The 25,760-nt window shown below is 57.8% G+C and carries 22 protein-coding genes; 20 read left to right on the top strand and 2 right to left on the bottom strand.

Annotation, left to right across the window (positions count from 1 at the left end):
- Nucleotides 1–612, top strand: a complete 612-nt coding sequence (gene rnhB, locus QSJ80_RS09195; RefSeq protein ID WP_285764139.1) for a ribonuclease HII — start codon at nucleotides 1–3, stop codon at nucleotides 610–612.
- Here rnhB and QSJ80_RS09200 read toward each other — a convergent pair.
- A complete protein-coding gene (locus QSJ80_RS09200; protein ID WP_285764140.1) occupies nucleotides 609–1,883 on the bottom strand; it encodes an HlyC/CorC family transporter in 1,275 nt (424 codons plus the stop codon). The genes rnhB and QSJ80_RS09200 overlap by 4 nt on opposite strands.
- Before the next feature lie 63 nt (nucleotides 1,884–1,946).
- Nucleotides 1,947–2,738, bottom strand: coding sequence for a cytochrome C assembly family protein (locus QSJ80_RS09205; protein WP_285764141.1), 792 nt, complete (start codon nucleotides 2,736–2,738; stop codon nucleotides 1,947–1,949).
- 174 nt (nucleotides 2,739–2,912) lie between these two features.
- Here QSJ80_RS09205 and ffh point away from each other — a divergent pair, with 174 nt between their 5' ends.
- The 19 genes from ffh (at nucleotide 2,913) to QSJ80_RS09300 (ending at nucleotide 25,694) form a co-directional block, all read left to right on the top strand.
- The gene (gene ffh / locus QSJ80_RS09210; protein ID WP_285764142.1) at nucleotides 2,913–4,340 is read left to right on the top strand and encodes a signal recognition particle protein; all 1,428 of its coding nucleotides are present in this window, start codon (nucleotides 2,913–2,915) and stop codon (nucleotides 4,338–4,340) included.
- Nucleotides 4,341–4,547: 207 nt separating this feature from the next.
- Nucleotides 4,548–4,790: a 30S ribosomal protein S16 gene (gene rpsP, locus QSJ80_RS09215; RefSeq protein ID WP_285764143.1), complete on the top strand. Its 243-nt coding sequence runs from the start codon at nucleotides 4,548–4,550 to the stop codon at nucleotides 4,788–4,790.
- Nucleotides 4,791–4,828: 38 nt separating this feature from the next.
- Nucleotides 4,829–5,368, top strand: a complete 540-nt coding sequence (gene rimM, locus QSJ80_RS09220) for a ribosome maturation factor RimM (RefSeq protein WP_285764144.1) — start codon at nucleotides 4,829–4,831, stop codon at nucleotides 5,366–5,368.
- Nucleotides 5,369–5,379: 11 nt separating this feature from the next.
- Nucleotides 5,380–6,147, top strand: a complete 768-nt coding sequence (gene trmD, locus QSJ80_RS09225; protein ID WP_285764145.1) for a tRNA (guanosine(37)-N1)-methyltransferase TrmD — start codon at nucleotides 5,380–5,382, stop codon at nucleotides 6,145–6,147.
- A 117-nt stretch (nucleotides 6,148–6,264) separates the two neighbouring features.
- Nucleotides 6,265–6,618 carry a 50S ribosomal protein L19 gene (gene rplS, locus QSJ80_RS09230; protein WP_285764146.1) on the top strand — a complete coding sequence of 118 codons (354 nt, stop codon included), beginning with the start codon at nucleotides 6,265–6,267 and terminating at the stop codon, nucleotides 6,616–6,618.
- A gap of 257 nt (nucleotides 6,619–6,875) precedes the next feature.
- Nucleotides 6,876–7,781 carry a site-specific tyrosine recombinase XerD gene (gene xerD, locus QSJ80_RS09235; protein WP_285764147.1) on the top strand — a complete coding sequence of 302 codons (906 nt, stop codon included), beginning with the start codon at nucleotides 6,876–6,878 and terminating at the stop codon, nucleotides 7,779–7,781.
- Nucleotides 7,782–7,992: 211 nt separating this feature from the next.
- On the top strand, nucleotides 7,993–8,730 hold the full coding sequence (locus QSJ80_RS09240; RefSeq protein WP_285764148.1) for a DsbC family protein: 738 nt from the start codon (nucleotides 7,993–7,995) through the stop codon (nucleotides 8,728–8,730).
- A gap of 230 nt (nucleotides 8,731–8,960) precedes the next feature.
- Nucleotides 8,961–10,280: a homoserine dehydrogenase gene (locus QSJ80_RS09245; RefSeq protein ID WP_285764149.1), complete on the top strand. Its 1,320-nt coding sequence runs from the start codon at nucleotides 8,961–8,963 to the stop codon at nucleotides 10,278–10,280.
- A gap of 44 nt (nucleotides 10,281–10,324) precedes the next feature.
- Nucleotides 10,325–11,713: a threonine synthase gene (gene thrC, locus QSJ80_RS09250; RefSeq protein ID WP_285764150.1), complete on the top strand. Its 1,389-nt coding sequence runs from the start codon at nucleotides 10,325–10,327 to the stop codon at nucleotides 11,711–11,713.
- A 64-nt stretch (nucleotides 11,714–11,777) separates the two neighbouring features.
- A complete protein-coding gene (recJ, locus tag QSJ80_RS09255; protein ID WP_285764151.1) occupies nucleotides 11,778–13,511 on the top strand; it encodes a single-stranded-DNA-specific exonuclease RecJ in 1,734 nt (577 codons plus the stop codon).
- Entirely contained in the window at nucleotides 13,499–14,446 is a 948-nt protein-coding gene (locus tag QSJ80_RS09260) for a DMT family transporter (RefSeq protein WP_285764152.1), read from the top strand. The genes recJ and QSJ80_RS09260 overlap by 13 nt, the downstream gene beginning before the upstream one ends.
- On the top strand, nucleotides 14,443–15,069 hold the full coding sequence (locus QSJ80_RS09265) for a LysE family translocator (RefSeq protein WP_285764153.1): 627 nt from the start codon (nucleotides 14,443–14,445) through the stop codon (nucleotides 15,067–15,069). Before QSJ80_RS09260 ends, QSJ80_RS09265 begins: the two co-directional genes overlap by 4 nt.
- Nucleotides 15,070–15,253: 184 nt before the next feature.
- Nucleotides 15,254–17,617: a M1 family metallopeptidase gene (locus tag QSJ80_RS09270; protein WP_285764154.1), complete on the top strand. Its 2,364-nt coding sequence runs from the start codon at nucleotides 15,254–15,256 to the stop codon at nucleotides 17,615–17,617.
- An 82-nt stretch (nucleotides 17,618–17,699) separates the two neighbouring features.
- A complete protein-coding gene (locus QSJ80_RS09275) occupies nucleotides 17,700–18,188 on the top strand; it encodes a DUF6702 family protein (protein ID WP_285764155.1) in 489 nt (162 codons plus the stop codon).
- Between the two features lie 413 nt (nucleotides 18,189–18,601).
- Nucleotides 18,602–20,239 carry a peptide ABC transporter substrate-binding protein gene (locus tag QSJ80_RS09280; protein WP_285764156.1) on the top strand — a complete coding sequence of 546 codons (1,638 nt, stop codon included), beginning with the start codon at nucleotides 18,602–18,604 and terminating at the stop codon, nucleotides 20,237–20,239.
- A 9-nt stretch (nucleotides 20,240–20,248) separates the two neighbouring features.
- The gene (locus QSJ80_RS09285; RefSeq protein WP_285764157.1) at nucleotides 20,249–21,934 is read left to right on the top strand and encodes a peptide ABC transporter substrate-binding protein; all 1,686 of its coding nucleotides are present in this window, start codon (nucleotides 20,249–20,251) and stop codon (nucleotides 21,932–21,934) included.
- Nucleotides 21,935–21,999: 65 nt separating this feature from the next.
- Nucleotides 22,000–23,655, top strand: coding sequence for a peptide ABC transporter substrate-binding protein (locus tag QSJ80_RS09290; protein ID WP_285764158.1), 1,656 nt, complete (start codon nucleotides 22,000–22,002; stop codon nucleotides 23,653–23,655).
- Between the two features lie 97 nt (nucleotides 23,656–23,752).
- Nucleotides 23,753–24,025 carry a hypothetical protein gene (locus QSJ80_RS09295; RefSeq protein WP_285764159.1) on the top strand — a complete coding sequence of 91 codons (273 nt, stop codon included), beginning with the start codon at nucleotides 23,753–23,755 and terminating at the stop codon, nucleotides 24,023–24,025.
- Nucleotides 24,026–24,164: 139 nt separating this feature from the next.
- A complete protein-coding gene (locus tag QSJ80_RS09300; protein ID WP_285764160.1) occupies nucleotides 24,165–25,694 on the top strand; it encodes a peptide ABC transporter substrate-binding protein in 1,530 nt (509 codons plus the stop codon).
- Nucleotides 25,695–25,760 lie beyond the last annotated feature (66 nt).

Raw genomic sequence — 25,760 nt, forward strand, 5'->3', positions numbered from 1 at the left:
ATGAGCAAGCTTGAAGTATTTGAATGCGCCTATCGCGGCAACTTGCTGGCAGGCGTTGATGAAGCAGGGCGCGGCCCGCTCGCGGGGGATGTGGTCGCCGCTGCTGTGATCCTCGATCCGGCGAACCCCATTGAGGGGCTGGGGGACTCCAAGAAGCTTTCCGAAAAAAAACGCGAACAGCTTTTTGATGTGATCCGCGAGCGCGCGCTGGCCTATGCGATCGCGCGCGCGTCCGTACAGGAAATTGACGAGCTGAATATCCTGCACGCCAGCATGCTGGCGATGAAGCGCGCGGTGGAGGCTTTGTCGCCGCAACCGGAATACGTGCTGGTGGATGGCAATCGCCTGCCGCGCTGGCACTATACCGGCGAGGCAGTGGTGAAGGGCGACGGTCGTGTGGCCACCATCGGTGCCGCGTCCATCCTTGCCAAGGTCACGCGCGACCGCGAGATGCTGGCACTGCACGAGCGTTTCCCGCAGTACGGCTTCGACAAGCACAAGGGTTACCCGACCAAAACGCATATGGCGGCGGTAGAGCAGTACGGGGTAACAGACCAGCACCGGCGCAGCTTCGGGCCCGTTGCCCGGCAGCTGGGCCTGCTGGAGGTCTAGTCCTTGCCGATCTTCCGCACCCGGGCAGATTCGATCACCTTGTCCGTCACTTGCACTGTTTCCACCAGGTAGCGACCCAGGTAGAAACTGATATTGGCATCGGGGATGTTTTCCAGGTGTTCGATGGCGAGGCCATTGAATGTCTTGGGGCCGTCTGTCGGCAGGTCCCAGTTGAGGGTGCGGTTGATTTCACGGATCGATGTGCCACCCTCGATCAGGTGCCAGCCGGCTTCCTGCTCAGTGATTTCCTCAGAGCTGTCATCTTCGCCGGCGGTGGTAAAGTCACCAACGATTTCTTCCAGTACATCCTCGAGCGTCACGATGCCGAGGACCTCACCGTATTCGTCTACCACCATCGCCATGCGCGCTTTGCGTTGCTGCATGTTCTTGAGCAGGGTCGGCAGCGGGGTCGCTTCCGGCACGAAGTAGGGCTCGTCGGCGTAGCGCTTGATCGACTCGACCGAGAAACTCTCGATATTGCTGCTGAGGAAACGGTTCGCCTTGCGCAGGTGCAGTATGCCGATCACCTTGTTGATATCGCCCTCAAATACGGGCAGGCGGGTGTATTCGCTGCTGCGGATGCATTCGAGCAGATCCTCGACGGAATCCTCCAGGTCCAGCCCGTCAACTTCATTGCGTGGAATCATGATGTCTTCCACGGTGGCCTGGTCGAGATCGAGAATGTTGAGCAGCATGCCTTTGTGGCGTGACGGGATCAGCGCGCCGGATTCGAACACCACGGTGCGCAGCTCTTCCGGCAGCAGGTGTTCCTCGCCGGTATGTTTGGCCGCATCCACGCCGAACAGCCGCGCCAGCGCGTTGGAAAGAGTGTTCACAAAGCGCACCACTGGTGAGAGCACCACCAGCATGGGCTGCAGCACCAGCGATGCCGGGAAGGCGATGGACTCCGGCTTCAGTGCGGCGATGGTCTTGGGGGTTACTTCGGCAAAAATCAGGATGACAAAGGTAAGGACACCGGTTGCGACCCAGACGCCTGAATCGCCGTAGAGCTTGGTAAACATTGCGCCCGCGATCACCGAGGCGAGGATGTTGACCGCATTATTGCCGATCAGGATCACCCCGATCAGCCGGTCCGGCCGCGCGAGCAGACGCGACGCACGCAGGGCTGCCTTGTCGCCGCTCTTCGCCTTGTGGCGCAGGCGGTAGCGGTTCAGCGACATCATGCCGGTTTCAGAGCTGGAGAAGAAGGCAGATATGAGGATCAGCAGTGCCAGCAAACCAAGCTGGGCACTGAGGGATAAGTCGTCCAAAAAGGGGAGCCTTGTGTGCTTGTCGAAGGGTGATATTGCGTCAAAACCGCAGCTTCGGCAAGGTCAGGCCCGGTCGAGGATGATCTCCAGTACCAGCTTGCTGCCGAAGTAGGCCAGCATCAGCGCGGCAAAGGCGCCGAGGGTCCAGCGCACCGCGGTGCTGCCGCGCCAGCCCCAGCGCCAGTGGCCCCACAGGAGTACCGCATAAAGGGCCCAGGCCACCAGCGATAGAACGGTCTTGTGCAGCAGGTGCTGGCCGAGGATATCGTCGACAAACAGCAGGCCGGTAATCAGCGATGCAGTCAATAACAGCTCACCGAGTGCCAGCAGCCAGAAAAGCAGGTGCTCCATGGACTGCAGGGGTGGCAGAAAACGGCTGATGCCGCCCAGCCTGCCGTGGCGCAACTGATGATTCTGGAAGGCGAGGTAAAGCGCCTGCAGGGTGGCGATGGTGAGCAGGGAGTAGGCTGCCACGGACAGCGCTATGTGGCTGGCCAGCTCTGGCGACATCTTCGCGTAGTCGGCGGCGCCGCCCCACTGGTAAAAGGCTGCGGACTCTGCCAGCAGGCCCGCGGGCGCCAGTAGCGGCAGCAACAGTTGCAGCGGATGGCGCAGGGTGAGCAGCAGAACCAGGAAGTTGACGGTCAGCAGGACCAGGGAAAGGCTTGCGGAAAAGTCGAGGCGATAGCCTTCTGGCGATACCACGGACTGCCACAGCGCCACTGCATGACAGGCGACGGCAATCGCAAACAGCGCCAGGCTGGGGAGCTTGCGGGGTTGTTCGCTGCGCGCCAGTGAGGCAATGACCGGTACTGCGCTGGCAGCATAGAAAGCGAATGTGAGCCAGTGGAACAAGTTGCCAATCCGTTCTTATATCCTTGTGACTGTGGAGTTTGTCATACCCTCCGCCGCCTGAGAAGGGTGCCATGGCGTCATTTGTGCCGGACTCCCTAATGGCGCCCGGCTCCGGTATAATCCGCGACCCGGCCCTGCTGGGGCCGGAACCAGAAAGAGATTTGAGATTTCCCTATGTTCACGAACCTGACTGACCGCCTGTCCGCCTCGCTCAAGAAAATCACGGGCAAGGCGCGGCTCACCGAGGACAATATCCGCGATACCCTGCGCGAGGTGCGCAAGGCCCTGCTCGAGGCTGACGTGGCGCTGCCCGTGGTCAAGGCCTTTATCCAGCAGGTGCGCACTGAAGCGGTTGGCAAGCAGGTCAGCAAGGCGCTGAATCCGGGCCAGCAGTTCGTCAAAATCGTACAGGACGAACTGGTCAAGGTAATGGGCGCTGAAGTAGAGCCGCTCAAACTGGCCACCCAGCCGCCGGCTGTAATCCTGATGGCCGGTCTGCAGGGCGCGGGTAAGACGACTTCCGTTGCCAAGCTGGCCAAGTACCTGCAGGACCGGGAAAAGAAAAAGGTCATGGTGGTGTCTGCGGACGTCTACCGCCCGGCGGCGATTCGCCAGCTGGAAACGGTGGCGGCAGAAGTGGGTGCCCAGTTCTTCCCCTCCAGCCCGGAGGACAAGCCTGTCGATATTGCCCAGGCCGCACTGGCAGAGGCGAAGAAGCAGTTTGCCGATGTGCTGATCGTGGATACCGCGGGCCGCCTGCATATCGACGAAGAGTTGATGGAAGAGATCAAGGGGCTGCACGCGACCCTGAACCCGATCGAGACGCTGTTTGTGATCGACGCCATGATCGGCCAGGACGCGGTCAATACTGCTTCCGCGTTCAATGAGGCTCTGCCGCTGACGGGTGTCATTCTCACCAAAGTCGACGGCGATGCGCGCGGTGGTGCGGCCCTGTCCGTGCGTCATGTGACTGGCAAGCCAATCAAATTCATGGGTGTTGGGGAGAAGACCGACGCGCTGGAGCCGTTCCATCCCGACCGTATTGCTTCCCGAATTCTCGGCATGGGCGACATTATGTCGCTTATCGAACAAGCCGAGCAGACCATTGACAAGGCCAAGGCCGAAAAGCTGGTCAAGAAGGTCAAGAAGGGCAAGGGCTTTGACCTGGAAGACCTGCGCGACCAGCTGCAGCAGATGCAGAATATGGGCGGTATGGGCGCCATGCTGGACAAGCTGCCAGGTATGGGCGGCATAGCCCAGGCAGCGCAACAGGCCGATATGGGCAAGGAATTCAAGCGTATGGACGCCATTATCAGTTCCATGACGCCCGCCGAACGCCGCAACCCGGATCTGCTGAACGGTTCGCGCAAGCGCCGTATTACCGCGGGTTCCGGTACCCAGATCCAGGACCTGAACCGCCTGCTCAAGCAGCACAAGCAGATGAGCAAGATGATGAAGAAGCTCAAGGGCGGCGGCATGAACAAGCTGATGCGAGGCATGGGCGGCATGATGGGTGGCGGCGGTATGCCAGGTGGCGGCGGTATGCCAGGCGGCATGGGCGGTATGCCCGGCGGTCTGCCTCCCGGTTTTGGCAAGAAGTAAGGGCCCGAAACGGCGCCTTTACCGGCAGATTCACCCCGGACTGATGGGTCCGGCTGGCGGGGATTTTTTTACCGTTCCCCGTGTGTACATGGCTGGCGCGTTCCTTTAGAATACGCCGCCTTTCGGCGAGCCTTGCTCGCTATTGTTGTATGAAGCGCTTAAGTCCGCCCGCGGTGGCAGCGCGACTAAAACTTACAGGAAAGTTAAATGGTAACTATTCGTTTGGCTCGTGGTGGCGCTAAGAAGCGTCCTTTCTATCACCTGACAGTTGCCGACAGCCGCAAGTCCCGCGACGGTCGCTTCATTGAGCAGGTTGGTTTCTTCAACCCGGTTGCACGCGGCCAGGAAGAGCGTCTGCGCGTTGACCGTGAGCGTGTTGAATTCTGGCTGGGCCAGGGTGCACAGCTGACCGACCGTGTAGCCAAGCTGCTGAAAGATCAAGCTGCTTGATTGCTGCTGACCAATTTTCGCTGTTTTGAGGCGTAATCGTGTCTGAACCCGAAAAACTGGTCACAATTGGACGGATAACCTCGGTATACGGGGTGCGGGGCTGGGTGAAAATCCACTCGTTCACCGAACCGATGGAAAACATTCTCGCGTTTTCCCCCTGGTGGCTGCGCGGCAGCAAGGGGTGGGAAAAGGTCGAGATCGCCGAGGGGCGCAGGCACGGCAAGGGCCTGATTGCCCGCATCGAAGGTGTCGATGATCGCGATGTAGCGCAAGAGCAGTACTGCCAGCGTGACATTGCGGTGGAAAGCTCGCAGATGCCTGCATTGCAGGAAGGCGAGTTCTACTGGCACCAGCTGGAGGGCCTGGAAGTCGTCAGCGACTTTGAAGGCAAGCAATACCAGCTGGGCAAGGTTGTGCGCATCATGGAAACAGGTGCAAACGACGTGCTGGTGGTGCGCGGTGGCAGTGACGGCATAGAGAGCCGTGAGCGCCTGGTACCTTATGTGCCGGGTGAGTTTGTCACCTCCATCGATCTGGAGCTCGGCAGGGTCACAGTGAACTGGGACCCGGAGTTCTGAGGCGTCGTGCGATGACGCAGCAGACTCAAAAACGCATCGCGGTGGTGAGCATTTTTCCGGAAATGTTCAGCGCGATCAGCGACTTCGGTATTACCGGCAGGGCAGTGAAGGAAGGGCGTATTGCCATCCGTTGCTGGAACCCGCGGGAATTTACCGAAGACCGGCACAGAACCGTTGACGACCGCCCCTACGGTGGCGGCCCCGGGATGGTGATGCTGGTAGATCCGCTCAGGCAGGCGCTGGAAACGGCGTGCGAGTGGGCCGGTGAGGCAGGCGGGGAAACCCGGGTCATATACCTGTCGCCACAGGGCCGCAAGCTGGAGCAGGCGGGTGTCGAGGAGCTGGCCGGTGTCGATAACCTGGTGTTGCTCGCGGGTCGTTACGAAGGTATCGACGAGCGCGTGATCAGCAACTGGGTCGATGAGGAATGGTCCATTGGTGACTATGTCCTGAGCGGCGGCGAATTGGCAGCTATGGTATTGGTAGATGCGGTAACGCGACTGATACCGGGGGCGCTGGGCCATGCCCAGTCGGCGCAGGAAGACTCCTTCGCGGAGGGCTTGCTGGACTGTCCGCACTATACTCGCCCCGAAGTGTACGAAGGTATGCGGGTTCCGGAGGTACTGCTTTCCGGCAACCACGAGCTGATCAGGCGCTGGCGCCTGAAGCAGTCGCTGGGTCGCACCGCTGAGCGGAGACCCGACCTGCTGGAGAAGGTCGAGCTGGATGCAGAGCAATCCAGGCTGCTGGCCGAGATACTGGCAGAGAAAAAGCAGTAGAAGAATTCTGGGGTTGGGGCGTTGAATCGCCGCAGGCCTGTAGGCAAGGTTCGCCGGGAGGCGAAAGAAACCGGGCCAAAACTAGCTGAGAAGCTACACATAGTGTTGGAGTAAACCATGAGCACTAACAAGATTATTTCCCAACTGGAAACTGAGCAGCTGAAAACCGACCTGCCGGAATTTGCCCCGGGTGACACCGTTGTTGTCCAGGTAAAGGTAAAGGAAGGTAACCGCGAGCGTCTGCAGGCTTTCGAAGGTGTTGTTATCGCCAAGAAGAGCCGCGCGCTGAACTCTTCCTTCACCGTTCGCAAGATCTCCCACGGTGTTGGTGTTGAGCGTACTTTCCAGACTCACAGCCCGCTGGTTGACACCATTACTGTCAAGCGTCGCGGTGACGTACGTCAGGCCAAGCTGTACTACCTGCGCAACCTGACTGGTAAGGCTGCTCGAATCAAAGAGAAGCTGGGCTAATCGCGCTCCTGCACTCTTTAGAAAAAACCGGCGTTTATCGCCGGTTTTTTTATGGCCGGGGAAATTGTTTGATTGTGTGGGCGAAACAGTGGGTCGAGCCTTTCAAAACCTTGCGCGGCAGGGTGGTGCGGCATTCCGACGGCGCGCAGGAGCTACACGGATGTATTTATGCGTTTTTGAAAGGCGAGGGCCGCTGGATCGCCTGTGGTAGGTCCTTTCAGGTTTACCGGCGACGCCGGTGCTGTTAGCTTGGCCCCATGGTCGAAACTAAAACAGACATTCCGCTCGAGTCCGCGCGCCTGATCGGTGATTGGCTGGACAACCTGTGGGCCGAGCGCGGTATTGGTGAGCATACCCAGGCGGCCTATCAGCGCGACCTGGAGGCGTTTGCGCGCTGGCTGCGTGCGCCGCTCGAAGGCGTCGGTCAGGAGCAGGTGCAGCGCTACCTGGGGGAGAAGACCCGCAACCACTCCGCGCGCTCGACCGCTCGCGCACTGGCCGCACTGCGCAGTTTTTACCGGTACCTGCTGCGTTTGCGCATCGTGCACGAAGATCCGCTGGCCCGTATCGATAACCCCAGGTTGCCCAAGGCCCTGCCCAAATCCCTTTCTGAGCGCGACGTGGAGTCCCTGCTGGCGGCGCCAGATTGTGAAACCGCTATCGGCCTGCGTGACCGTACCATGCTGGAGTTGCTGTATGCCTGTGGCCTGCGGGTAACCGAGCTGGTGGAGCTGCAGGTGGGGCAGGTGAACCTGCGCCAGGGTGTACTGCGGATATTCGGCAAGGGGCGCAAGGAGCGCCTGGTACCGGTGGGCAGCGTGGCCCAGACGTGGCTGGAGCGATACCTGCGCCAGGTGCGCCCGGATTACCTGAATGGCCAGGTAGCCGACTGGTGTTTTCCCGGTCGCGGCGGCAATGCCATGACCCGGCAGACATTCTGGCACCGGATCAAGCACTGGGCCACAGTCGCAGGTATCGACAAGCCGCTTTCCCCGCATACCCTGCGCCACGCCTTTGCCACGCACCTGCTGAACCACGGTGCAGACCTGCGCTCGGTGCAGCTGCTGCTGGGGCACTCCGACCTTTCCACGACGCAGATCTATACTCATGTAGCGAAGGTGCGTTTGCAGGCCCTGCACGCTGAACACCACCCGCGTGGATAGTGCTGGTGTGGGTAGTGCTGGTGTGGACAGTGCCGGCGGGTTCGCCGGAGTACCCGGTTTGTGGTAAAAAGTGCGCTTTCGCACGCGCGTCGCGCGACGGGGAACCGAACTGGCGGCGGCCGGTCCAAACTCCCGAATGAATGAACAGTTCCGGTCCCGGTGCAGCGCACCCGAGGGCCGTGAGGGCAAACGGATAGTAATGAAGAGTCTGATGAAGATCGCCGCAGTTGCGGCACTGTGCGCGCCTTTCCTGGCGCCGGTAACCGTGACTGCTGAGATCGACCCGGTCGTTGCAGAGGCAATTCGCGATCGCGTCCAGCGCGCCAACCCCAAGATGCGGCTCGGTGAGCTCAAAGAGAGCCCAATGCCCGGTATTTTCCAGGCGGAAGTTGTTGGCAACGGCACCGTGTATATCAGCAAGGATGGCGGCCACTTTGTGTTTGGCGACCTGTTTCGCGTGAGCGATGAGGGCCTGGTGAACCTGTCCGAGCTCAAGCGCCTGAAGACACGGGCAGACACCATGGCTGGGCTGAATATCGACGATATGATCGTGTTCTCGCCGGCCGGTGAAGCCAAGGCGCATATCTATGTCTTCACCGACGTGGATTGCGGCTACTGTGTAAAGCTGCACCAGGACGTGCCGAAACTGAACAAGATGGGTATCGAGGTGCGTTACCTTGCCTACCCGCGTGCGGGGCTGAATTCCGTTGCCTACCGCAAGATCGCTACCGCCTGGTGCTCGGATGACCGCAACGCGACGCTGACGCGCCTGAAGAACCGGGAGAATATTTCCATCTCGGTATGTGACAAGAACCCCATCGCGGAGCAGCTGCGCCTCGGGGATGAAGTGATTGGTGTACGTGGCACGCCGACGATCGTGATGCAGGACGGTACCGTGGTGCCCGGGTATATCCCGCCGGAAACCATGGCCAAAGCGCTGGGTATCTAGCGGCCGATCCGGATTGTGCAGGAAGGGTGGCGAAAGCCACCCTTTTTTTATTCAAGTGACGAATATTCCGGCGCTGGCTGCATGGAATTTCGCCATTCTCGCCCGGCAAAGTGCCAGTCGCGCAATTACATTGACATAAATGCACTGGCCTCAGTATTGTTGACGCCGTTTTTCATTGAATTGTTGTAATTATTGCGCGACTGCAATCGGTCGCCGGGAGTTGGGAAGTCTTGGGCAGCAACAAGCCGAAAGCCGTAAAAATAGGGATCTGTGGCCTGGGTACCGTTGGCAGCGGTACGGTCAATGTACTGCAGCGCAACGCGGAAGTGATAGCGGCACGCTGTGGTCGCGAGATTGAGATCGTTCAGGTGGGTGCGCGCCGCGACAATCCTGCATGTGATACCAGCGCATACAACGTCAGTCGTGAGATATTCGATGTCGCCACCAATCCGGAAGTGGATATCCTGGTGGAGCTGATCGGCGGCACAACCGTTGCCCGCGAACTGATTCTCGCGGCCATCGAAAATGGCAAGCATATTGTCACTGCGAACAAGGCCCTGATTGCGGAATTCGGCACTGAGATTTTCGAGGCGGCTGCACGCAAGGGTGTCACCGTAGCCTTTGAAGCCGCCGTTGCAGGCGGTATCCCGGTGATCAAGGCGCTGCGCGAGGGCCTCTCCGCGAACCAGGTGGAGTGGCTCGCCGGCATCATCAACGGGACCGGTAACTTTATCCTCACCGAGATGTGGGAAAAGGGGCGCGACTTTGGCGAGGTGCTGAAGGAAGCACAGGCGCTGGGCTACGCCGAGGCGGACCCGACCTTCGATGTGGAGGGGATCGACGCGGCGCACAAGCTGGTGATTCTGGCCTCCCTGGCGTTCGGCATCCCGCTGTCCTTCGACAAGGTGTATACCGAAGGCATTTCCCGCATCGAAACCACGGATATCCAGTACGCGGCAGAGCTCGGTTACCGCATCAAGCACCTCGGGGTTGCGCGCCGGCGCAACGAGGGTATCGAGCTGCGTGTGCACCCGACCCTGATTCCCGAGAAGCGCCTGATAGCCAACGTCAACGGCGTGATGAATGCGGTGCTGGTAAAAGGGGACGCGGTTGGCCCAACCCTTTACTACGGCGCCGGTGCGGGCGCAGAGGCGACCGCATCTGCGGTCATCGCCGATATAGTGGATATTGCGCGTACCCTCGAGGTCTTGCCCGGGCAGCGCGTTGCACCGTCCGGCTTTTTCAGTGACAGCCATTGCTCCTCCGGTGTGCTGCCGGTGGACGATGTGGAAACCGCCTACTACCTGCGTATGTCTGCCCACGATAAGCCGGGTGTAATGTCGCAGGTTGCCAGCATCTGCTCGGACGAGGGCATCAGCATCGAGGCGCTGATCCAGCATGAGCCGGGTGAGGGTGAAGACCATGTGCCGGTTGTCATCCTGACCAGTCGCGTGCAGGAAGCAAAGCTGCAGTCGGCGGTGCGCAAGATCGAGGCGCTGGACAGTATCGCCGGTGCCGTTACCCGGATTCGGGTAGAATCCCTGGGGTAACCCGCTGACGGGATGGATACAGTTTTTCAAGGGATGTCGAATTCGTGAAGTTTATCAGTACCCGCGGCCGCGCTCCGGCTGCCAGCTTTTCTGAAGTAGTACTTGCAGGTCTGGCCGGTGACGGTGGCCTCTATGTGCCCGAGGAGCTGCCAAAATTCAGCCGCGAAGAAATTGCGGCAATGGCCGGCATGGATTACGTGCAGCTGGCGCGCACTGTCATGCGCCCGTTTGTCGCGGAAGACCTGACGGAAGAAGAGCTGGACGGGCTGGTTGAGCGCGCATACGAAACCTTCAACCACAAGGCGATTGCGCCGCTGGTTCAGCTGGATCACAACCTGTGGGTGCAGGAGCTTTTTCACGGCCCGACGCTCGCGTTCAAGGATTTTGCACTGCAGTTTCTCGGCCAGCTGTTCGACCTGCTACTGAAAAAGCGCGGTGAAAAAGTGGTGGTCATGGGGGCGACCTCCGGGGACACCGGTTCGGCGGCGATCGAAGGTTGTCGTCACTGCGAGAACATCGATATCTTCATATTGCATCCGCACCAGCGCGTATCCGAGGTACAGCGCCGGCAGATGACCACGATTCTGTCGGACAACGTCTACAATATCGCGTTGCAGGGCAATTTCGATGATTGCCAGCGCATGGTCAAGGCCAGTTTTGCGGACCAGTCCTTCCTGCCAGACGGGCGGCGCCTGGTGGCAGTCAACTCGATCAACTGGGCCCGCATCATGGCCCAGATCGTCTACTACTTTTATGCCGCATTGCACCTGGGCGCGCCGGCGCGAGCGGTCAACTTCTCCGTGCCCACCGGAAACTTTGGCGATATATTTGCCGGTTACCTCGCGCGCGGTATGGGCCTGCCGGTGGAGCAGCTGATCGTTGCCACCAATGCCAACGACATCCTGCACCGCTGCCTGAGCGCCAATGATCACAGTCGCAAGCCGCTGCAGCACAGTCTTTCCCCGAGTATGGATATCATGGTGTCCAGCAACTTCGAGCGCCTGCTGTTCGATCTCTATGGTCGCGACGGCAATGCCATTGCTGAGCTCATGCGGCACCAGGGCGGTGAAATGAAGCTGGCAGCGGAAGTCGTGGAGCGCGCGGCCGCACTGTTCAGTTCGCACCGGGTTGACGATGCCGGCACGGTGGCTGCGATTCGCAACATCAGTGAGGAAACCGGGTACCTCGCAGACCCGCACACCGCAATCGGTATCGAGGCGGCCAGGCAGTGCCGGCGCGATCCAGCCCAGCCAATGGTCTGCCTGGCGACGGCGCACCCGGTCAAGTTCCCGGAAGCGGTGCAGAAGGCGCTGTCGGGCCAGGAATTGCCGCTGCCATCCCATCTGGCCGACCTGTTTGAGCGCGAGGAGCGCTATGAAGTCCTGCCGGATGATATGATGGTGGTTCACAAATTTATGGCCGAATCCCTGTAGGCCGCCGGTTCACGGCGCCAGCGGGGCCCGGTCGCGATTCGAAGCGATTTCCCGTTGGCTGGCAATGTCTGAAAAACTGATCCAGAGACGGCCGGTGGATGTATCCTCCGGCCGTTTTTCGTCCGAAACCCCCGAACTGATCCAGCGTATTCTGCTGGCCCGCGATATCCACAGCGAAGCCGCGCTGGAACACGGCCTGTCTGCACTGTCCGCGCCAAAGGCCATGCGTGGCCTGGACGCTGCTGTGGCTATCCTGGCGGATGCGGTGACCGCTGGACGGCGCCTGCTGGTGGTGGGGGACTTCGATGCGGACGGGGCTACCAGCAGCGCACTGACTGTACTTGCGCTGCGGGCCATGGGTGCCGCCAGCATAGAGTTTCTGGTACCCAACCGGTTTGAATACGGCTATGGCCTGACGCCCGAGATCGTGCAGGTCGCGGCGGACTACACCCCGGATGTACTGATTACCGTGGACAACGGTATTGCCAGTATCGATGGCGTTGCCGCAGCCAAGGCACGTGGCTGGCAGGTGGTGGTGACCGATCATCACCTGGCCGGCGCACAGCTGCCCGACGCCGATGCCATCGTCAATCCCAACCAGCCCGACTGTGGTTTTCCGAGCAAGAGCCTGGCCGGTGTCGGCGTGATCTTTTATGTGCTCAGTTGCCTGCGCACCGAACTGCTGCAGCGCGGCTGGTTCGAGGACCAGGGTATCCCGGTACCGAATATGGCGGAGTACCTGGATATTGTCGCGCTGGGCACGGTGGCGGATGTGGTACCGCTCGATCGCAACAACCGCGTGCTGGTCCATCAGGGGCTGGAGCGCATTCGCGCCGGTCGCTGCCGCCCGGGTATTTCTGCGCTACTGCAGGTTGCCGGCAAGGAGCAGCGCCGGGTGGCCAGTTCGGATATCGGGTTTGCGCTGGGCCCGCGCATCAATGCGGCGGGGCGCCTGGATGACATCAGTACCGGTATTCGCTGCCTGATGGCTGAAGACTGGAATGAGGCCCTCGAGCTGGCAACCGAGCTGGATAGCCTGAATCGCGATCGCAAGGCCATTGAGGCAGGGATGCAGCGCGAGGCCCTGGCAGCGCTGGAGGGTATCGGTCTCGACGGTGACCTGCCGTGGAGCCTATGTATATACGATGCCGAATGGCACCAGGGTGTGGTGGGTATTCTGGCGAGCCGCCTGAAAGACCGCTTCCATCGCCCGGTGATCGTGTTTGCCGATGGTGACAACAACCTGGTCAAGGGTTCCGCGCGCTCGATTCCCTGTCTGCATATCCGCGATGCGCTGGATGACGTGGCCACCAGTCACCCGGGGTTGTTGTCCAAATTCGGTGGGCACGCCATGGCCGCTGGCCTCAGCCTGCCGAAGGAAAATCTCGAGGCCTTTCGCACCGCGTTCGAGCAGGCGGTGCGGGGCAGGCTCAGCAGCGACGACCTGCGCGCGGTAATCGACAGTGATGGTGAGCTGTCGCCGGCAGAGTTCAACCTGGAGCTGGCCTGGCAACTCAAGTACCTGGCGCCCTGGGGGCAGGCCTTTCCGGAGCCGGTGTTCGACGGTGAGTTCGAACTGTTACAGCAGCGCATCGTCGGTGAGCGCCACCTGAAGATGGTACTGGCACCGGCCGGGTATCCGCAGCAGGCGATCGACGCCATCGCGTTCAATGTGGATACGGAGTTGTGGCCCAACAACGCTGCCCGCAGGGTCAGGCTTGCCTACAAGCTGGATATCAACGAATATCGCGGCCGCCAATCTGTACAACTGCTGGTGGATTACCTGTGTCCGGTGTAGCGATCAACAAACAAACACGAGCCGAAGGCCTGCTGCTGGTCGCAGCACTGCTTTGGGGCATTGCCTTTGTCCCGCAGAAAATAGCCATGGATCATATCGAGCCATTGGCATTCAACGCCTGGCGATTCCTGCTGGGTGGGCTGCTGCTGATTCCGGTGGTGTACTGGATGTCCGGTCGCCGTGAGGGGCAGGGCAGTCGCGATGTGATTTACAGCTGGCGGGCCTGCCTGCCGGGTGGTGCGGTGCTGGGCGTGTGGCTGTTCCTCGGGGCAGCGCTGCAACAGGCAGGCCTGCTCTATACCACCGCCGGACGCGCGGGTTTTATTACCGGGTTCTACCTGCTGCTGGTGCCGTTGATGGGGCTGGCGCTAGGCCATCGCACCAACCGCGGCACCTGGATGGGAATCGCCATGGCGATGGTGGGGCTGTACCTGCTCAGCGACCTGGAAAGCGAGGCCCAGCTGGTGGGGGATATGATGGTCTTTGCCAGCGCCTTCGTATTCGCCGCGCAGGTACTGACCGCAGACTTTCTCGTCGACCGCTTCGATGCGCTGCGCCTGTCGGCTATCCAGTTCCTGGTGTGCGGGCTCCTGTCGGCGATTGCGTCCGCGTTTCTTGAAGACGCGAAGCTGGCCCATGCCGCCGCGGCGTTCTGGCCGATTGTCTATCTCGTGATTTTTTCCACCGCCATCGGATTTACATTCCAGCTGCTGGGCCAGCGCGATGCGCACCCCTCCCATGCAACGGTGATCCTGAGTCTCGAATCGGTATTCGCGCTGGCGGCTGGCTGGCTGTTCCTGAATGAATACCTGAACTGGGTCGAGCTTGCCGGTTGCGGCCTGATGGCGGCTGGCATGCTGATCAGTCACTTTGGCAACGACCACGCTGTGGCGGAGCCGGCCCACGGTGGCGTGGTGCCCGGAGAAGCCGAGTGATCGACAGCGCGGCCCTGGCCCTGTTTGTGCCGACCTTTTTCTTTGTCTCGCTCACCCCGGGCATGTGCATGACCCTGGCTCTGACACTGGGTATGCAGGTGGGGGTGCGGCGCACCATGTGGATGATGATTGGTGAGCTGGCGGGGGTAGGTCTTGTTGCCGTTTCCGCCGTGGTGGGGGTGGCAGCACTGATGTTGCGCTACCCGGATTTCTTCTTCTATTTCAAGCTGGCCGGCGGTGCCTACCTCGGCTGGCTGGGTGTGCAGATGTGGCGCTCGCGCGGCACCATGGCGCTGCAGGTAGATGGTGACCCGGCGTCCGCAGGGCTGTCGCGCATGCAGCTGGTGACCCAGGGCTTTATCACTGCGGTCGCCAACCCGAAAGGCTGGGCCTTCTTCATCGCATTGTTACCTCCGTTCATCTCAAGCGAACTCCCGCTGGTCCCTCAACTTGCGGTGCTGTTGAGCATCATCCTGCTGCTGGAGCTGGTCTGTATGCTGATCTACGCAAGCGGGGGCAAGACCCTCGGCAGGCTGCTGGGGCAGGCGGGCAACGTACGTCTGGTCAACCGTGTGGCCGGTTCCCTGATGCTGGGCGTGGGTGTCTGGCTGGCCGCCGGCTAGCGTTCGCCTGCGGCAATAGGCCACAGCCAGTCATCCTGGCAAGCCCCTCGTTTCCCCTGAAAACCTGCTAGAATCGGCGCCATTTTCCGGCCGGTGTTTATTTTTGCGCCAAAGTGGGCATCGTATGATGACCGCTGCGGCGTGACCGGTCGCTTCGATAAAAACCGATAGTGTTAGGTTGCCTATGAAAATCACGAGCCTGATCCAGCGCCTGGGCACCGCCCTGGTGGCTTCTGTTGTGGCGGCGGGCGCGCTTGCTGCGGACCCGCTCAATGTCACCGGAGACAAGTTCCGCCAGCTGGAAGAACTGCTGCCGACCCCGAACACCTATCGCGCCGCATCTGGTGCGCCGGGGCACGAGTACTGGCAGCAGCAGGCGGATTACGATATCCGTGTTTCCCTGGATGACAGCAAGCAGCGCATTACCGCCTCCGAGACCATCACCTACACCAACAACTCGCCGGATACCCTGCGTTACCTGTGGGTGCAGCTGGACCAGAATCGCTTCAAGCCGAACTCTGCCGGCAACCTGGCGCGTCCGACGGTGATGGATCCGGCCATGCCGGATACTGTTTCCTTCCGCAGCTTCCGCGCGGAAATGGTGTCCAAAGATTTCAAGGGCGGTTACGACATCACCAAGGTGGCCGATGCAAGGGGCAAGCCGCTCCAGCATGCCATTGTGGATACCGGCCTGCGTATTGACCTGCCGCAGCCGCTGAAGAGCGGCGACAAGGTCACTTTCCAGATAGATTGGGAATTCAACATCATTGAGCAGAAGGCCCTGAATGGTCGTTCCGGCTGGGAGTTCTTCGAGCGCGATGGCAACTACCTGTACGAGCTGGCGCAGTGGTTCCCGCGTATGGCGGCCTACAACGACGTTTCCGGTTGGCAGAACAAGCAGTTCCTGGGGCGCGGCGAATTCGCGCTGGAGTTCGGCGACTATCGCGTAGCCATCGAAGTGCCCGCTGATCACGTGGTGGCTTCCACGGGCGTACTGCAGAATCCGGAAGAAGTTCTGACCCGCACCCAGCGCCAGCGCCTTGAAAAAGCGCGTACCGCGAAAAAGCCGGTGATGATCATCACCAAGGAAGAGGCGCTCGAAAACGAGAAGAGCAAGTCCAGTGATCGCAAGACCTGGGTATTCGAAGCCGAGAATGTGCGCGACTTTGCCTGGGCTTCCTCGCGCAAGTTCCTGTGGGATGCGCAGGGCTACAAGAAGGGCGGCACCGATACCATGGCCATGTCCTTCTACCCGGAAGAGGGTACGCCGCTGTGGGACAAGTATTCCACCGAAGCCATCATCCACACCATGGAAGTGTATAACCGCTACAGCTTCGATTATCCGTACCCGACTTCCATTTCCGTGAACGGCCCGGTGGGCGGCATGGAATACCCGATGATCACCTTCAACGGCCCGCGCCCGGAAATCGACGAGGAAGACCGCTCCAAGCGTACTTACTCGCGCCGCACCAAGTACGGCCTGATTTCCGTGATCATCCACGAGGTGGGGCACAACTATTACCCGATGATCATCAACTCCGACGAGCGTCAGTGGACCTGGATGGATGAGGGCCTGAATACCTACGTGCAGTACCTGGCCGAGCAGGAGTGGGAAGAGAAGTATCCTTCCCGCCGTGGCGATGCGCGCAAGATCATCGAGTACATGAAGAGCGAGAACCAGGTGCCGATCATGACGAACTCGGAGTCTATCCTGCAGTTCGGCAACAATGCCTACGGCAAGCCGGCCACCGCGCTCAATATCCTGCGAGAATCCGTAATGGGCCGCGAGCTGTTCGACTTCGCCTTCCGCGAGTACGCGCAGCGCTGGAAGTTCAAGCGGCCGATGCCGGCCGACTTCTTCCGTACCATGGAAGACGCATCCGGTATGGATCTGGACTGGTTCTGGCGCGGCTGGTTCTACACCACCGACAACGTCGACATCAGCCTGGACGCGGTGCGCCACTACACTGTGGGCACCAAGAACCCGGATGTGGAAGGCCCGTGGAAACGCGAGCAGTTCGAGGCGCAGCCGGAATCCGTGACCCCGCAGAAGAATCGCAACATGTCGCGTCTGGTGGATATCAAGCCGGAGCTGGGGGATTTCTACAACGAGCACGATGAGTTCGACGTATCCAATGCGGATCGCAACAGCTACCAGTCCATGCTCAAGGGCCTGGAAGACTGGGAGAAAGACTTGCTGGCGGTCGAGCACAATGTATACGTACTGGATTTCAGCAATATCGGTGGCCTGGTTATGCCGCTGTTCCTGCAGCTGAACTATGAAGATGGAACCTCCGAGGAGCTGCGTATCCCGGCGGAAATCTGGGCGCGCAACCCGGCCCAGACGTCCAAGATGATCGTTCGCGACAAGGGCAAGATCCTGCGCTCCGTGGTGCTGGACCCGCACTGGGAGACTGCAGACGTGAACCCGGATAACAACCACTATCCGCGCAAGATCATCAAGTCCCGCCTGGAGCTGTTCAAGCAGGAGAAGTCACGCAACCTGATGAAGGACTGGCAGGCAGAGCTGGAGAAAGACGACGAGTAAACCGCTCGGACGTTAGAATAGAGGGGTCGCTACGGCGGCCCCTTTTTTTGGTTGGATCACGTCGTTTAACGGGGATAGTGTTGTGAAAGTTTCGCTGAGAAGTGTTGTTGGGTTGCTTCTGCTGATGCTGGCCGTATCCGTGCAGGCGCACCGTTACCATTTTGGTCTTACCGAGATCTCCATCAACGAACGCACACAGTCGGTGGAAATCGTGCACCGGTTTTTTGTGGCCGATATCGAGCGCGCCCTGCAGGTAGGTGCAGACAAGAACCTCAAGGATGACGAGGTAGGCCTGAAAAAGTATGTCGACACCCACTTCTGGATCAAGGGGGCAGAGGGCGAGCGCCTGCCTTTGAAGTGGGTTGGTATCGAATCCGATGTGCGTAACGTCTGGGTATACCAGGAGTTACCCTTGTCGGCTCTGCCGGAAGGGATGCTAAGACTGCGCCAGTCCATGCTGCTGGAGATTGAGCAGGACCAGGTCAATACCGTCAATGTGACCCTTGAGGGCAAGACTACAAGCCATACCCTGCGGGAGGGGGCTGCTGAACGCCTGATCCAGATTAGGTGAAATGGTACATTTGTGCGAGGCTCAGTCCGGGTTGGCCGTTCCGGGATGTGATCGCCATCAAAGTAAAGGAGGTGTAATTGCGTGTAATGGCCTATTTGTTGACACTCTGAGCCTAGGCTTACATAGTTGTCAATTGGTACAAAAACGATGTTCAGTCGGTTCCTCCGGTGAGGTAGAGGTTGTGGCAAATGCCCGAGGCCGCTACTGCATATTAGACAGGAACAGGCCGTGGCCCTCCCTCTTCTCTCATGTAAAAGATATTCCGGTCGGCTCAGGCGTGACGCCAACTGGTCTAATAGTGATCTTGTTACGAAAGATTTCGTCTTCGCGTGGCGTCGCGCGGTAGGCCCTGCCACTGCATGAATTTGTGCTGACCCCCTTTAAGGCCGAAAGAAAAGGAGTCAAATAAAAAAATGAAGTGCGATATTTTAACGGTGTTTCTTGGGGTTTTCTTCTTGATGCTGCTAACAGGTTGTTCGGGAGATACAAAGCCAGTCGGCCCGGCAGGCACTGAATCGAACAGCCAGCAGCAAGGTCTTATCAGGCGGGCTCTTTCTGCGGAGCCGCAATCGCTGGACCCCCATAAAATGGATAGCTATTGGGGGCAATATATTATGCAGGATTTGTTTGAAGGTCTGCTTATATCCTCACCTGACGGTTCCCTAAAGCCAGGTGTTGCGGAGTCCTGGAGCAACCCCTCCGATACAAAGTATATTTTTAATTTAAGGAAAGATGCTAAGTGGTCTAATGGGGATCCCGTTACGGCGCATGATTTTGTCTACGCATGGCGGCGCGCAGCAACACCGATCACCGCAAGTGAATGTGCCGGAGCGTTTTCTTTTTTGGGGTTGGAAAACGCAACGGCAATCGCTGAGGGGGAGTCTAAGCCGGATACCTTGGGCATCATTGCTGTAGATACACACACGCTTGAAGTTCGGCTGGAAAAACCGAAAGCATATTTTATCAAACTAATGCCGCGCGGATGTTTTTTTCCCTTGCATCAGGCCTCTATTTCCGAGCATGGAGAGCAATGGGTCCAGCCAGATAAATTCGTTACGAACGGGGCTTTCGCTCTCTCGCACAGGACTGTCAATGAGCGGGTCCGGTTAAGGAGTAACGATCACTATTGGGATGGGAAAAATTCCAGAGTGAATAATGTCGAATTTATACGAATCAGTGACAAGAGAATGCAGTTAAAGCGGTACCTTGCGGGAGATATCGATATAAGCGATGGCGCACCGACGGAACACCTGTCCATGTTGAAGGAAGATTATCGAGGCCAGCTGATATTCCATAAAAAGCCACGTGTGCTTGGCTTGGCGGTGAATATAAACTCTCCATACCTTTCCGATGTTCGCGTGCGCCGTGCCCTTTCCGGTGCAATCAATAGGAAGGTAATTGCGGAAAATGTATATGGCGAAGGAAACCAGCCGGCGGAAACTCTATTGCCGCCTTATATCCGGGAATCACAAGCTCATACTGCAGAAAGGGATTTTGAAAAAGGGAATCTAGTTTCCCATGAGTCTCTGCCTGATGCGGCTTTTGCGGGGATAAATGAGCCTGACTCATTGAAGGTTGCGTTCATGTCTTCTGACACTAATAGAAGACTTTTCGCAGCGATAGCGGCGATGTTCAAGGAAAGGCTGGGCATTGAGGTGGTTCCAGAAGGGCTAGAGGCGAAAGCGTTTCATCAGACCGTTTTTGCAGGTGACTTCGATCTGGCCGTTCTTGCCTATGAGCCGCCATTCAACGATCCCTTCCCATTGTATTTGCAGGTAAGCAATTACCTGAAGGAAATAGGCTACACCAATCCGGAGCTCGAAAGTCTGATTCTTCAATCCGAATCCGAGCCGGGAGGCGAGATACGTGATGCGCTATTTGAAAAAGTGGAGCGGATGTTCGCTGATGATCTGCCCTTTATCCCTATTGTGCACCGTGTTTTTCCCAGGCTGACCAAACCGTACATCGGCGGATTTGAGGTTGGGCCATTTGGTGAATCGTATAGCAAGGATCTGTGGATCAAGACTGCCCAAAAAGTAGAAACCGAATAGGAAGAATTGATGGTTCGAAGAGAGATGAATGCGCAACAATTTAAGGCATATCTTCTGGTCGCAGTATTGGCCGGCATGACAGGTTGTGCTGACTCGCAGGAAGGCTTAACTCATGACTTATCGTTAGATGCCTCAACTCCGGGTTTTCAGCAGGAGGGGCCGCAGGATGGTTTGCACGCGATATCCAGCAGGCAAGAACTCGTACGTGGCAACAATGTTGAGCCGTCTTCGTTGGATCCGCATATGGCGCGGATTGATAACGAGAGGAATATTCTGGCAGATCTATTCGAGGGCCTGGTTACACTGGACCAGGACGGAAACATCTTGCCGGGCGTCGCCCAGTCATGGGAGAGCGAGGGCAGTAGGGTCTTCATCTTTCAGCTGCGTCAGGATGCGCGTTGGTCCAATGGCGATCCTGTTGTGGCTGAGGATTTTGTTTATGGGTGGCGTAGGGCTGTCACGCCTGGAACTGCTTCCCGCTGCCCGGAGGTTATTTCCGAATCCGCAATCGAAAATAGCGCGGCGATTTCAAAAGGCGAGCAGCCCGTAGAGTCGCTCGGCGTGCGTGCTATAACGTCGCATACTTTGGAGGTCAGGCTTGAGCGGCCGGTTAGCTATTTGGTGAGTATGCTCCAGCAAGTGTGTTTTCTACCCCTGCATAGTGAGACATTGGCTACCCATGGGGAGCGCTGGACGCGAGCCGATAATTTGGTTGGGAATGGAGCCTTCTATTTATCGGAGTGGCGAGTAAATGAGCGGGTTGTTCTGGAAAAGAATCGAAACTATTGGGGTGCGGAATCTGTGCGCCTGAATAAGGTTACGTTCCTGCCAATAGCCGCCGATATGCAGTTTTCACGCTATATGGCTGATGACTTGGACATGACCTTTGGGATTCCCGTAGACCAGCGTGATCGCGTAAAAAGCAGTCACCCGGCAGAAATTAATGTAGTCAAGACCTACGGTAGCTTTGGTATTACGATTAATATTGCAAAGCCTCCCCTGGATAATCCGGATGTTCGTCTGGCCTTGGCATATGCGTTAGATCGCGGGACTATTGCGAGTAAAGTCTATAAAGGTGGTTCCCCAGCTTTTACTAACGTACCGCCCGAAATGCCGAGTATGAGCTCAGCTCTGGTCGATCTTGGTGGATTGTCGCAATCAGATCGAGAGGCGAGGGCACGTGATTTTCTTGCATTAGCGGGCTTCTCGCGAGAGAAGCCACTGGAATTAAAGTTGAATTACCTAAAAACCCCGAATAACAAAAAACTGGCCCTTGCAGTCTCGGCCATGTGGAAAAAGGTACTCGGTGCCGATATTACTCTTGAAGCCCTGGAGTGGAAAAGCATCGTCGAACGGGTTCAGAATGGAGATCTTGAACTTGGAATAAGGGGTTTTGGTGCTGCATACCCGGACCCGGCTAGCATCCTTAATTATCGGCTGAGTGGCAATTCCCCCGGATATGGTTATGCGAGCGATAGGTTCGATTCCATCATGCTCGAAGCCACTCGTACCAGTGACCCGGTGCAAAGAGCCGAATTGTATGCGCAGGCTGAGATTGTCCTCGGCGAGGATATGCCGTATATCCCGGTGACGAGGCTTCGTTCTTCGATGTTAGTGAAGCCTCGGGTCCGCGGGATGCAAAAAGAAATGGCTTATCCTCCGCTGAGCAAAGATCTTTGGGTTGCTGTCGAATGACCTACCCGGAATTCTGATTGTCCGTTTGGTTTTTCCCTGGTGTCAAATACACATAGAGACTCATAATGAAAAACATTGAAAGAACCGGTTTAAATATCCGGGTTTCTGTCGCCTTTGCCCTCTGTGGATTCTTGATGTCGTGCAGTGATGAGCAACAGTCAATTGTTGATACGAAGGGCTCAGGCGAGATGTCGGTTGCCCCGAAGACAGGAGCTTCTTTGGTTCGTGGCAATAGCATCGAGCCATCGTCCTTAGACCCGCATAAGATCTTGATCGATAGTGAAGATGTGATTGTCTCTGATCTTTACGAGGGATTGGTGACCCTCGATCAAGACGGAGCAGTGCAGCCGGGAATAGCTTATTCCTGGGAAACCTCAGACAACCAAACCTTTACTTTTAAATTGCGTGAAGATGCGCGCTGGTCCAATGGTGAACCGGTTGTGGCTAAAGATTTTGTATTTGGCTGGCGCCGCGCCCTTGCACCTGAGACTGCATCCCGCTGCCCGGAATATATTACTCCGGCAAAAATCCGGAATAGCGAAGCTGTCGTTAGCGGCACTAATAGACCGGAAAAATTGGGCGTTCGCGCCATAGGTCCACATATCCTTGAAGTCAGTCTGGAGCAGCCTACGGCATATTTTGTCAGTATGGTATCTGGAGCCTGTTTTGTGCCGCTGCACAGGGAATCCCTGGAAAAAAACGGTGATCACTGGACGCGTCCCGGCAAGCTGGTGGGTAATGGCCCCTTTGAACTAAGCAAGTGGCGTGTCAATGAAAAAATCGAGTTGACTCGAAATCCATATTATTGGGGCGTCGATAAAGTAAGAATCGAAAAGGTAACCTACTTGCCAATTTCCACGGATGCAGAATTTTTCCGCTATCAATCTGGGGAAGTCGACCTGACGTGGGGCGTGCCGGACGATCAATTTGCTTCTCTGCGAGACAGCAGTCCTGTGGAACTGTTTAGTATTACCGGCTATGGCAGCCACGGGTTTGCAATCAATACGATAAAGCCGCCTTTAAACGATCCTAAAATCAGGAAAGCACTCGCTTATGCTTTGGACCGGGAGATTATTACCGGAAAGGTATTTAATGATGGCGATACCCCGGCTTATACAAACGTATGGGACAAAATGCCCGGCATGGCGCCTTTAGAGGTTCCGTGGTCGACCCTTAATCAGCAACAACGGATAGCAGAAGCCAAAAAGCTGATGGCGGCTGCTGGCTACTCTGAAAATAGGCCGCTGCGCCTGAAACTGCCTTACATAAAAAGCCCGAATAACAGAAAATTTGTATTGGCGGCGTCGGCACTTTGGAAGGAGGCCCTTGGTGTCGAGGTTGAGCACATCGCAATTGAATGGAAAAGCATGGTCGACACTGTTCAAAAAGGGGAATTTGACCTGGTGCCGATGGGGGTAGGGGACAGCTATCCTGACCCTTCGTCGATTCTCAATCACCGTTTGACTGGCGCAAATCAGCAATTTGGGTACTCCAGTGGGAAGTTCGACCAAATCATGGCGGAGGCTAGTGCCAGTGTGGATGCGGAGCAACGTGCTCAGCTCTATGCCCAGGCTGAAATGGTATTGGCGGAGGATATGCCTTTTATTCCAATATTCAGGCAGTCCAATAGTTTGCTGGCCAAGCCTCATGTCAGGGGGATTGCCAGACAAGCGATTGGGTACCCAAAAAGCAAGGATCTTTGGATAGCTGACCAAGAGTAGCTATCGGTGAAATACACCGGCTTATCTTTAATTTATCTGGCCGGTTTTAATGCTGATGTTTTGCGGATCAATGAATTGTTTGGAGTAGGAGGAAGTGGTGGCGATCAACTATCCGTTGACTGCAATGTTTCGCCGGTTGGCATTGTTAATTTTGACCTCGCGGGATGCTTACAATCATCCACGCTACGCGAATGTGCGCTTCGATGATGCTCTGGCGCAAGCTTTGACCGAGCCCGACGAAGAAAAGCGTAAGCAGTTGTACGCAGAAGCCGAGCTCCTGCTGGCACGAGACATGCCTGTAATCCCCATATTTCGCTATGCTGTGAGCCGCCTGGTTCACCCACGCGTCGGCGGCTACCGATTCCATTAAGGAGCAAGCGCTTATGGATAGAGTCACCCTGATTTGTCGGAACTGCAGCCGCTTGGCCTGGTTGAAAGGTATCCGGGGATTGCCGGCGTATGTTGTCATGCTACTTTTCGTTTCCGCGTGCAGCGACCCCGGGACGCAAATGCAAGGACAGACCTCTGGTAAACAGCTCGTGCGGGGCAATTACGCTGAGCCCAACACGCTGGACCCCGCAGCCCAGCCCGGCCTGGGAATCCATATTCTCCGGGACATGTACGAGGGGTTGGTGCGGTCTGGCCCGGACGGCAACGTACAACCGGCTGCGGCTGAACGCTGGGAGAGCGAGGATCTCCGGGTGTATACCTTCCATTTACGCAAGGATGCGCGCTGGTCCAATGGCGACCCGGTAACCGCGCAGGATTTTGTCTATAGCTGGCGCAGGCTCGCCTCACCCGCTACGCCGGATGGGCGGAGCTGGTACCTCACGAGCATCCAGGTCAAGAATGCCAGGCAAGTCGCGGCGGGAGACCTGCCGCCAGAACGACTTGGGGTGCGCGCGCTCGACCCCTACAGGTTCGAGATAACCCTCGAGCAGCCCTCGGCGTTTTTTGTCGATACCCTAGCCCACCATGCGCTTTTCCCATTGCACCGAGCGACGGTCGAGGGACACCCCGACCTCTGGACCCGACCCCGCTATCATGTGAGCAATGGCGCCTTCCGGCTAGATGAGTGGTCAGTGAATGAGCGTGTGGTGCTTGTGCCCAATGAGCACTACTGGGACCGGGAAAATGTTCATCTGGACAGCGTTGTATTCCTGCCGATTAGTTCGCTGACGGCAGAGTTCAACCGTTATCGGGCCGGGGATTTGCACATCACCGGGTCCATTCCGCCGGCCCAGTTTGACCGATTGCGGGCGTCGGTTCCGGCAGAAGTCCGGGCGCCGCTGGTGGCTGCCACTTTTATGCTGGATTTCAACGGCAAGCAGCCCCCCCTCGATGACAGTAATTTGCGCAAGGCCCTCGCCTATGCCATCGATCGGGACACATTAACCAGTAATGTGCTCGGTCGCGGTGAGCGGCCCGCCTATACACTGACACCCGCCACCATGAGAGCTTACGAACTCCCCGACAGTCACTGGTCGCAGTGGAGTCAGCAGGAGCGTGAGCGGGTCGCGTTGCGACTATATCGGGAAGCTGGGTATTCGATAGCCCAGCCGCTGAAACTCGAGATCAAGTATCCGGCAGACGAAGCGAACAATGCGAAGGTCGGGGCGATCGCGGCCATGTGGAAGCGCGTACTGGGCATCGAGACCAAACTGACACACCTGGAGGAAAAAGTGTTCAGCGACCATATACGAAGCGGCGACTACCAGGTGTCGACCTGGAATCTCTGGGCGGAGTTCAATGAGCCATACTCGCCCCTGTCCGCGAGTCTGAGTGAAGAGTCCGGGCCCGTGAACGGCTACCGGGACAGCACTTACGACCAACTACTGGCACAGGCGATGAAGACTGTCGATACGACTGTACGTAATGCTATCTATCTGCAGGCAGAACTGCGTTTCGCCGAGGATTTGCGCTCGGTGCCGCTGTACCAGGTGACGGACCGTAAGCTGGTCAAGCCTTTTGTAAACGGATATTCCGATCACATGCTCGGTTTTATCTATAGCAAGGATCTGTCTATCATCGATCACTAGTGGGGTTTACGTGGTCGGAAGATGCCGCCGGAAGTACTGGCCAATATCGAGGCCAAGTACGGCTTT

Origin of the sequence: Biformimicrobium ophioploci, from assembly GCF_030270605.1 — a bacterium.
Classification (GTDB): Bacteria; Pseudomonadota; Gammaproteobacteria; order Pseudomonadales; family Cellvibrionaceae; genus Biformimicrobium; species Biformimicrobium ophioploci.